Consider the following 8,216-nt stretch of genomic DNA (forward strand, 5'->3'; position numbering starts at 1 on the left):
GCGTCTGGATGGGCTATGACGACAACAAGCCGCTGACCGGCGTCACCGGCGGGGGGTTGCCGGCGGAAATCTGGCACGAGGTCATGGTGCGGATCAACGAGGGCCTGCCCGCCAAGCCGCTGATCAAGGAAATCCCGGATTCCACCTATGCCCCGATCGGGACCGGAACCGGCGAAGGCGCAGTCGCGGCCGAGGACGTGCCCTATTTCGATGACCCGAACGCGCCCACCTACGACGAGGTTTATATCGACCCGGCGACCGGCGAGGCGATCCCGGTCTATGACGGCCCGCCCCCGGCTGGCGCGGTGCTGGAAGGGCCGGTGAGGGAAGCGCCCAGAGGCGACGTTGTCGAACAGCTGCTGGATGGCATCCTGGGCGGGAACAACTGACGCGCTTGACGGGTGGGCCTGCCGGACATGGCCTTGCAGAAAGGTCCGGCTGACCGGAGAGCGCCATGCGCTATCCTCCGGCAAGGGGTCGCGAGCGGGTTCGAGACTTCCGGCATCACCTGGAGCGGTCCTGCTTTTCTCAGGCCCGGCGGGGCAGGTGACGGTCGCGCCCTATTCGACCAGCGAACCCGGGCCGTCGCGGACGGTCGGGGCGATCAACGGCTGGCTGGGGCCGCAAATGACGCGACTTTCCGGCCTGACCGGCGACCAGGCGGCAGCGGTCGCCACCGCGCCGGAGAAGTCGGGATCACGCAGCCGCGCTGGCGGTGCGCGGCGGTGGCTTCGTCACCCCTCGCCAACCGCGAGAGAAGACGAAGCCGCCGGTCAGAGTTTCGCGAGATCGGCGATCAGGCGGTCGAGGTCGCCGCCGCGCTGGTCGAGAAGCGCGCCCATCTCGGTGCGTTCCGAGGCCAGCATGTTCACCCCCTCGATGATGATGTTGAAGAACAGGCTCTTGCCGGATTTGTCCGACACATGCCAGCGCACCTCGAACGGGGATTCGCCCTTCATGTAGGCCGTCGAGATCACCTCGAAGAAGCTCTTCACCGCGCGGGCATCCGACACCTCGATCCGCCCGCCGATGAATTCGCGGAAGCGGCGGCCGTATTTGCGGCTGATGTAGCCCTGGAAGGCCGCGGTATAGGCGGAAAGCTGGCTCTTGGAGGCCGAGCGCGCCGCCGTGCCGAGGACCGACCGCGCGATGGCGGGAACATCGGCGTAGCGGGCGAAGAGCTTTTCGAAATCCTTCAGCATCGCGGCTTCGGACTTGCCCGAGTTGATGATGGAATTGATGTCGCCCACGGTCTTGTCGACCAGCGTCTTCGCGGCATCCGCAGTCAGGGCAAGGGCGGGCAGCGGCAGCGCGGTCAGCGCGCCGACGGTGGCCAGTCCGGCCACGAAACCGCGGCGCGAGAGGATCAGGTCATTGGGCATAGGGGTCCTCGTAGGGGTCGATGAATCCGTCGTCGATCGGAGCAGCCGCATTGCTCGGGGCATCTGCATAGGGGTCGATGAAACCGTCTTCGCCGGTGTCACCCGCCGCTCCATCGCCCTTGCCCAGCTGGAAGCGCCGGTTCTGCAGGTAGAGGAGCCGCGCCTGAGCATAGCTGTCCGCGCTTTCATATAGGAGCGAATCCACCGTCGCCGAGAACCGATCCCGATCACCAAGCCGTGAGAGGATCTTGAGGATCGTCGCCGCATTCGCCTCGCGCTTCGGCAGCGCCAGCCGAACCGGGTTCAGCGCAAGGTCCGTGACCATCCCGACGGTATCGCGGGCCGTGGAGGGGCCGGCGAACGGCAGCTCCATATAGGGTCCTTCGCCCACACCCCAGACATGCAGCGTCTCGCCGAAATCCGTGGGCTTGCCCTCGACCCCGGCGAAGGAGGCGAAGTCGACCAGGCCGAAGACCCCGAACGTCAGGTTCGCCAACAGGCGGACGGAGTTTTCGCCGGCATCAGCCAAGCGGAACTGGAGAAGGTTGTTGGCGATGTCGCCGGGCAAATCCAGCGTGTCGGCCACATTGCCCACGGCGCGCTTCAGCGGGTCGGGCACCACGCCATAGCCTTTCGAGGCCGGGCCGACCAGCGCCCGGTCAACGCCCTTGTTGAAGGCATGGACCTTGCGATTCGCCGGCTCGAACGGGTCGTTGATGCCGTTCGAGTCACGGGCACCGCCGCAGGCGGACAAAAGCGCCGCTGTGATAGCCACCGCCGAAATGCGTCTGATACGCCCTGAAGTAAATGAAATGTTCAGACCCATGTTCCTATTGTTCGGCCAGCACGCCCCTAACATTGGTCTCGCGCGGGCGTTGGCAAGGCATAGAACCCCGACTTGCCCAAGACAACCGGCAAGCGCGGCAGATGCACCACGCATGGCAGGAAGGTGCCAAGGAACGGATGATGGACCCGACCGCGAAATACAGGACCGATCCACGGGAAGGTATCGCCGAACTGGCCGCCGCCAGAGCAGGTTCGCGCCAGGCGGTGGCGGTGGCCTTCGTCTTCTCTGCGCTGGTCAACCTCTTGATGCTGACGGCGCCACTCTACATGCTGCAGGTCTATGACCGGGTGCTCGTCTCGCGGTCGGAAGAGACGCTTCTAGCGCTGACGCTGCTGGTGGCGTTCCTGTTCCTGACGATGGGGGTGCTGGACTATGCGCGGGGCCGGATCATGGCCCGGGTCGGCGCGCGGCTGCAGCAGCGGCTGGACGCGCGCGTGCTGACCGCCGCCTTCCGCCGCCTGACGGTCGCCCCGCAGGATACCGCCGCCCTTGCCGCGCAGAAGGATCTCGACGCCATCGCCCGGTTCTGGGCCTCGCCCGTTCTGCTGGCGCTGTTCGATGCGCCTTGGGCCCTGGTCTTCGCGGGCGCGATCTTCGTTTTCCACCCCTGGCTTGGCTATCTCGCCCTCGGCGGGGGGCTGGTGATCGTCGCGTTGAGCTGGCTGAACCAGCAGGGGACCGACGCGCCCTTGCAGGTGGCGAATCTTGCCACGCTGGCGGCGGAACGCCAGGCCGAGAACCTGAAGTCGGAATCGGAGCTGATCCAGGCCCTGGGGATGGCCGGCGCGGCCTTCGCCCGGCTGAAGCTGCGCCGCGACCGGTCGCTTGAGGCGGGGCTGATGGCTTCGGACATCTCGGGGCGCTACTCGGTGCTGATCAGGACTTTCCGGCTGTTCCTGCAATCGGCGATGCTGGGGATGGCCGCCTGGCTGGTGCTGCGGCAGGAGCTGTCGGCCGGGGCGATGATCGCCGCGTCGATCCTGATGGGCCGGGCGCTGCTGCCGGTGGAACAGGCAGTGGGCCAGTGGCCGACCGTCACCCGCGCGCGGCAGGCCCAGGACCGGCTTGCCGGATTGCTGGCCGAGACGCCGCCATCACCGCCGCGAACCGAGCTGCCCCGACCCCGCGGGGTGCTGGCGGTGAAGGGCCTGACCGTGGTGCCACCTGACGCTTCGACGCCGGTGCTGCGCGGGCTGACCTTCCAGCTGGCGCCGGGGCAGGCGCTGGGGGTAATCGGGCCGTCGGGGTCGGGCAAGTCCTCGCTCGCCCGCGCGCTGACTGGCGTCTGGCGGCCCGTCGCGGGGCGGATCCGGCTGGATGGAGCGACGCTGGATCAGTACGACCCCGACGCGCTGGGTCGCCATCTCGGCTATCTGCCGCAGCGGGTGACGCTGTTCGACGGCACGATTGCCGACAACATCGCCCGGCTGCAACCGGACGCCGACCCCGGCGCGATCATCGCGGCGGCGAGGGCGGCGGCAGCGCATGAGATGATCCTGAACCTGCCCGAGGGCTATGACACCCAGGTCGCAACCATGGGCAGCCGCCTTTCCGGCGGGCAGATCCAGCGCATCGGCCTGGCCCGCGCATTGTTCGGCGACCCGGTGTTCCTGATCCTGGATGAACCGAACTCGAACCTCGACAATGACGGCTCGAAGGCGCTGAACCAGGCGATCCGCGCGGCCAAGGCGCGGGGGGCGTCGATCCTGATCATGGCGCACCGCCCGGCGGCGATCCAGGAATGCGACATGCTGCTGGTGATGACCGAAGGCGCCGCCACCGCCTTCGGCCCGCGCGATACCGTCCTGCGCCAGACCGTCCGCAACGCGACCGAACTCGTCCGCTCGGCCGCGCCCGCGGGTGCCGCATGAGTCCTGTGCTGTCGATCCGCCGCCCGGTGATCCTGGGCCTGGCCGCCATGCTGACGCTGGTCGCGGGCTTCGGTCTCTGGGCCACGCTGACCCATATCTCCGGCGCCATCGTCGCCCAGGGCCGGATCGAGGTGGAGCGCGACCGTCAGGTCGTCCAGCACCCCGATGGCGGTGTGGTCGCAGAAATCCTGGTCCGCGAGGGGGCAAGGGTCGAGGCGGGGCAGACCCTCCTGCGGCTGGACGGGGCAGCATTGCGCTCGGAGCTGACCATCGTCGAGGGACAGCTTTCGGAGCTGACCAGCCGGGGCGCACGGTTGGCCGCCGAACGCGACGGGCGGACCACGCTGGAGTTTCCGGCCGACATCCTGACCCTGGCCAAGACCTCGCCCAAGGTGACCGCCCAACTGGACGGCCAGCGCCGCCTGTTCCAGGCCCGGGCCGCAACCCTGGCCGAAGAGCGCGATCTTCTGTCACGGCGCATCGACCAGACCATCGCACAATCGAACGGGATCGCCGCGCAAAGCACCGCCCTGGCTCGCCAGCTTGACCTTGTCGAACAGGAACTGGCTTCGCAGCAAAGGTTGCTGGAGAAGGGGCTGACGCAGGCCGGGGCGGTGCTGGCCTTGCAACGCGAAGAGGCCCGGCTCGAGGGCCAAATCGGCGAGCTTGAGGCCGAGCTTGCCCGCACCCGTGATCAGGTGACGGAGATCGAGATCGAACGGTCGAACCTGGAGACCCGCCGCCGCGAGGATGCCGCGACCGAGTTGCGTCAGATCGAACCGCTGGTTCTGGAACTTACCGAGCGCCGCCGCGCGCTGATCGAGCGCATCGACCGGCTGGAGATACGCGCACCCGTCGCGGGGATCGTTCTGGGGCTGCAGGTCACGACACCGCAATCGGTGCTGCGCGCCGCGGACCCGGTGCTGTATGTGATCCCGCAGGACCGCCCGCTGGTGATCACCGCCCGCATCGCGCCGATCCACATCGACGAGGTCTCGCCTGGCCAGGAAGCGGAGCTGGTCTTCCCGGCCTTTTCCGCCCGCGACACCCCGCATCTTCTGGGGCGGGTCACGCTGATCGCACCCGATGCGCTGACCGATCCACATACCGGGGCGACCTATTACGCCGCCGAGCTGCAGCTTGCCGCAGGCGAGCGCGCCCGGCTGGGCGCGCGCAGCCTGGTGCCGGGAATGCCGGTCGAGGTTTTCCTGCAGACCGGGCGCCGCACCCCGCTGGCCTATCTGATCAAACCCTTCGCCGACTATTTCACCCGCGCCTTCCGGGAGAGCTGAACCGTCGAAAACCTATCGCGCGATTGTGCGGAAAATCGCCACGACGCCGCCCAATGGGCCAAGACTGACCCTTAAATGGCCACAAAGCTTGGGCTAGATACGCACAACCACCGGATGTTTGCGGGAATCGAGGCGGAATTGGGCGGAATTGTGGCAAACCGGACCGCATGGATCGAAGCGCTGCGCACGAAGCTGCGGCTGACGGCGGTCACTTCGACGGATGGCTGGGCGCGGACCTGGGCCTCGCGCGCCGTGGCCGCCGCGGTGCGCGCCTTCCTGGTGATGATCCTGATCGTGGCGCCCTCGGTCATCCTGCCCGGCATCGGCACCGATACCAAGCAGATCGTGGCGCTTCTGGCGCTCTTCGGCGGCGCGCTCGTCTTCTTCGAATACAACGCGGTCTATCCCAGCCTGATCGAGTTCCGCGACGGCGCGCCTTACAACCGCATCCGTTATCTGATGATGCTGACCATCGTGGTCGTGCTGTCCTCCATCGTCGCGGATCTTGAGGATTCGACAACCGTCTCGCGGCTTTTCCATGCGCTTGGCCTTTTGATCGGCGCGGCCTTCGACTTCCCCTATTCGCCGGTGCGTCTGGCCAGCTACATGCTGGACGACACCGCCACTGCCGCGCAGATTGTGCAGGTCAAGGTGGCGGCAGCGACAGCCTATCTGATCTCGCTCTTCTCGCTCGCGCTCTTCGTCATCGTGCTGAAGCTGGTCGGCTGGCCCTCGACGAAAGCCGCGTTCAACGTCTGGGTGAACCTGCCCACCTTCGAGCCGACGGCGGGCGGCGACGTGGTCGACCGGCTGGTGCGCGATTCCCATGCCAATCTCGCGGTAGGCTTCCTGCTGCCCTTCGTGGTCCCGGCGCTGGTCGCGGTCCTGACCTCCGGCATTCCGGCGGATACGCTGACCTCGCCGCAGACGCTGATCTGGACCATGGCGCTTTGGGCCTACATGCCGGCGGCGCTGATCATGCGGGCCGTCGCCATGGCGCGGATCGCCGACATGATCCGCATCAAGCGGGCGGCAAAGCTCGCGGTACTGGGCGCGATCGAGCCATCGAAGCTGGATCACGACGACGACGAGGACGACGATCTTTAGACGCTTCTTCCTGCTGGCGACGCTGCTTTGCACACCGGCCACCGCCGAGACGCTGCGGGTGGCGACCTGGAACGCAGGCCTGGACCGCAAGGGGCCGGGGCTTCTGGTGCAGGACCTCGCCAGGGGGGGCGACCCGCAGACCGCTGCCGTCGTACGGGTGCTGGCGGTGCTGGACGCCGATGTGATCCTGCTGACCTCGGTAGACTATGACCGGGGCGGCGTGGCGCTGCGGCTTCTGGCGGAAAAGCTGGCCGCGGCAGGGGTCGACTATCCCTATCGTTTCGCCTTCCGGCCGAACACCGGGATGCAGACCGGCTTCGATGTCGACGGCAACGGGCGGCTGGGCGACCCGCGCGACGCGCAGGGTTTCGGGTGGTTTTCCGGCAATGCGGGCATGGCGATCCTGTCGCGGCTTCCGGTGGATCAGGCAGGCGCGCGGGACTTCTCCGGTTTCCTCTGGCGCGACCTGCCGGGCGGGCTTTCGGACGATCCGCCGGAGCTGGCATCCGTGCAGCGGCTGGCGACGACCGGGTTCTGGGATGTGCCGGTGGAGACCGCGTCCGGCCCGCTGCACCTTCTGGCCTGGCACGCGACGCCACCGGTCTTCGACGGGCCGGAGGACAGAAATGGCCGCCGCAACCATGACGAGGCGGCCTTCTGGCGGCTGTTCCTGGAAGGCGGCCTGCCGATGAGCCCGCCGGAGGGGCCCTTCATCCTGCTGGGCGACGGCAACCTCGACCCCGCCGATGGTGATGGCCTGCGCGAGGGGATCGCGGGGCTTCTGGCGCATCCGGCGCTGCAGGACCCCGCGCCGAAGGGGCAAGCGGATCGGAAGGACCCCGGCCAGAGTGGCGACCCACGGCTTGATACCGTGCTCTACCCCGACCTCGGCGGGTTGCGGCTGGACTATGTGCTGCCTTCGGCCGGGCTGACGGTGAAAGATGCGGGCGTGCTGTGGCCCGCAGCGGGCGACCCGGCATTGGCCGACCTTACCGCCGCCTCGCACCACTTCCCGGTCTGGGTCGACATCGCCCTGCCCTGAGCCGCTCTCCGCTTGAAGTTTTCGCGGCGAAAAGCTAGGCGAATCGCGACAGCTTTTTCAGGAGCACGCGCGTGGCAAACCCTTCCCTCCTCATCCTCGCCGGCGACGGCATCGGCCCGGAAGTCATGGCCGAGGTGAAGAAGATCATCGGCTGGATGGGCGCGAAACGCGGCATCAAGTTCGACGTCAGCGAGGATCTGGTGGGCGGCTGCGCCTATGACGCGCATGGCACCCCGCTGACCGATGCGACGATGGCCAAGGCGCAGGACGTCGACGCGGTGCTGCTGGGCGCGGTGGGCGGGCCGAAATACGACAAGCTGGACTTTTCCGTCAAACCGGAGCGCGGCCTTTTGCGCCTGCGCAAGGAAATGGACCTGTTTTCGAACCTGCGTCCCGCGCAATGCTTCGACGCGCTGGCCGATTTCTCGTCGCTGAAGCGCGAGGTGGTGGCGGGCCTGGACATCGTCATCGTGCGCGAGCTGACCTCGGGCGTCTATTTCGGCGAGCCGCGGGGCATCTTCAAGGAAGGCAACGAGCGGGTGGGGATCAACACCCAGCGCTACACCGAATCCGAGATCGCCCGGGTGGCGAAATCGGCCTTCGAGCTGGCGCGGAAGCGGGGCAACAAGGTCTGCTCGATGGAGAAGGCCAATGTGATGGAATCCGGCATCCTCT

At 67.5% G+C, this 8,216-nt stretch carries 7 protein-coding genes and 1 pseudogene; 6 read left to right on the plus strand and 2 right to left on the minus strand.

Annotated features, from left to right (window positions below):
• Positions 1–389, plus strand: a pseudogene (locus tag V7Q39_RS17120) (hypothetical protein); the annotation flags it as partial.
• A 384-nt stretch (positions 390–773) separates the two neighbouring features.
• Here the strand turns inward: V7Q39_RS17120 and V7Q39_RS17125 are convergent.
• The gene (locus V7Q39_RS17125; protein WP_333817828.1) at positions 774–1,382 is read right to left on the minus strand and encodes an MlaC/ttg2D family ABC transporter substrate-binding protein; all 609 of its coding nucleotides are present in this window, start codon (positions 1,380–1,382) and stop codon (positions 774–776) included.
• Positions 1,372–2,157 (minus strand): MlaA family lipoprotein, encoded by a 786-nt coding sequence (locus V7Q39_RS17130; protein WP_333817829.1) that lies wholly within the window; start codon positions 2,155–2,157, stop codon positions 1,372–1,374. The genes V7Q39_RS17125 and V7Q39_RS17130 overlap by 11 nt, the downstream gene beginning before the upstream one ends.
• A gap of 191 nt (positions 2,158–2,348) precedes the next feature.
• On the opposite strand from V7Q39_RS17130, the gene V7Q39_RS17135 reads away from it, so the two are divergent.
• The 5 genes from V7Q39_RS17135 to V7Q39_RS17155 all read left to right on the plus strand — a co-directional run.
• Positions 2,349–4,100, plus strand: a complete 1,752-nt coding sequence (locus V7Q39_RS17135) for a type I secretion system permease/ATPase (protein WP_443082537.1) — start codon at positions 2,349–2,351, stop codon at positions 4,098–4,100.
• On the plus strand, positions 4,097–5,392 hold the full coding sequence (locus V7Q39_RS17140) for an HlyD family type I secretion periplasmic adaptor subunit (protein ID WP_333817831.1): 1,296 nt from the start codon (positions 4,097–4,099) through the stop codon (positions 5,390–5,392). Before V7Q39_RS17135 ends, V7Q39_RS17140 begins: the two co-directional genes overlap by 4 nt.
• A gap of 114 nt (positions 5,393–5,506) precedes the next feature.
• Complete coding sequence (locus V7Q39_RS17145; RefSeq protein WP_333817832.1) at positions 5,507–6,499, plus strand: hypothetical protein; 993 nt, start codon at positions 5,507–5,509, stop codon at positions 6,497–6,499.
• Between the two features lie 58 nt (positions 6,500–6,557).
• On the plus strand, positions 6,558–7,541 hold the full coding sequence (locus V7Q39_RS17150; RefSeq protein WP_333817833.1) for an endonuclease/exonuclease/phosphatase family protein: 984 nt from the start codon (positions 6,558–6,560) through the stop codon (positions 7,539–7,541).
• 71 nt (positions 7,542–7,612) lie between these two features.
• Positions 7,613–8,216 (plus strand): isocitrate/isopropylmalate family dehydrogenase (locus V7Q39_RS17155; RefSeq protein WP_333817834.1); only part of this gene is annotated, 604 nt, incomplete at its 3' end.

Origin of the sequence: Tabrizicola sp., from assembly GCF_036781545.1 — a bacterium.
In the GTDB taxonomy this organism is placed as follows: Bacteria; Pseudomonadota; Alphaproteobacteria; order Rhodobacterales; family Rhodobacteraceae; genus Tabrizicola.

Coding starts and splice junctions, on each gene's coding strand:
- V7Q39_RS17125 (WP_333817828.1), bottom strand. CDS start 1,382: ATGCCCAATGACCTGATCCTCTCGCGCCGCGGTTTCGTGGCCGGACTG.
- V7Q39_RS17145 (WP_333817832.1), top strand. CDS start 5,507: ATGTTTGCGGGAATCGAGGCGGAATTGGGCGGAATTGTGGCAAACCGG.
- V7Q39_RS17135 (WP_443082537.1), top strand. CDS start 2,349: ATGGACCCGACCGCGAAATACAGGACCGATCCACGGGAAGGTATCGCC.
- V7Q39_RS17140 (WP_333817831.1), top strand. CDS start 4,097: ATGAGTCCTGTGCTGTCGATCCGCCGCCCGGTGATCCTGGGCCTGGCC.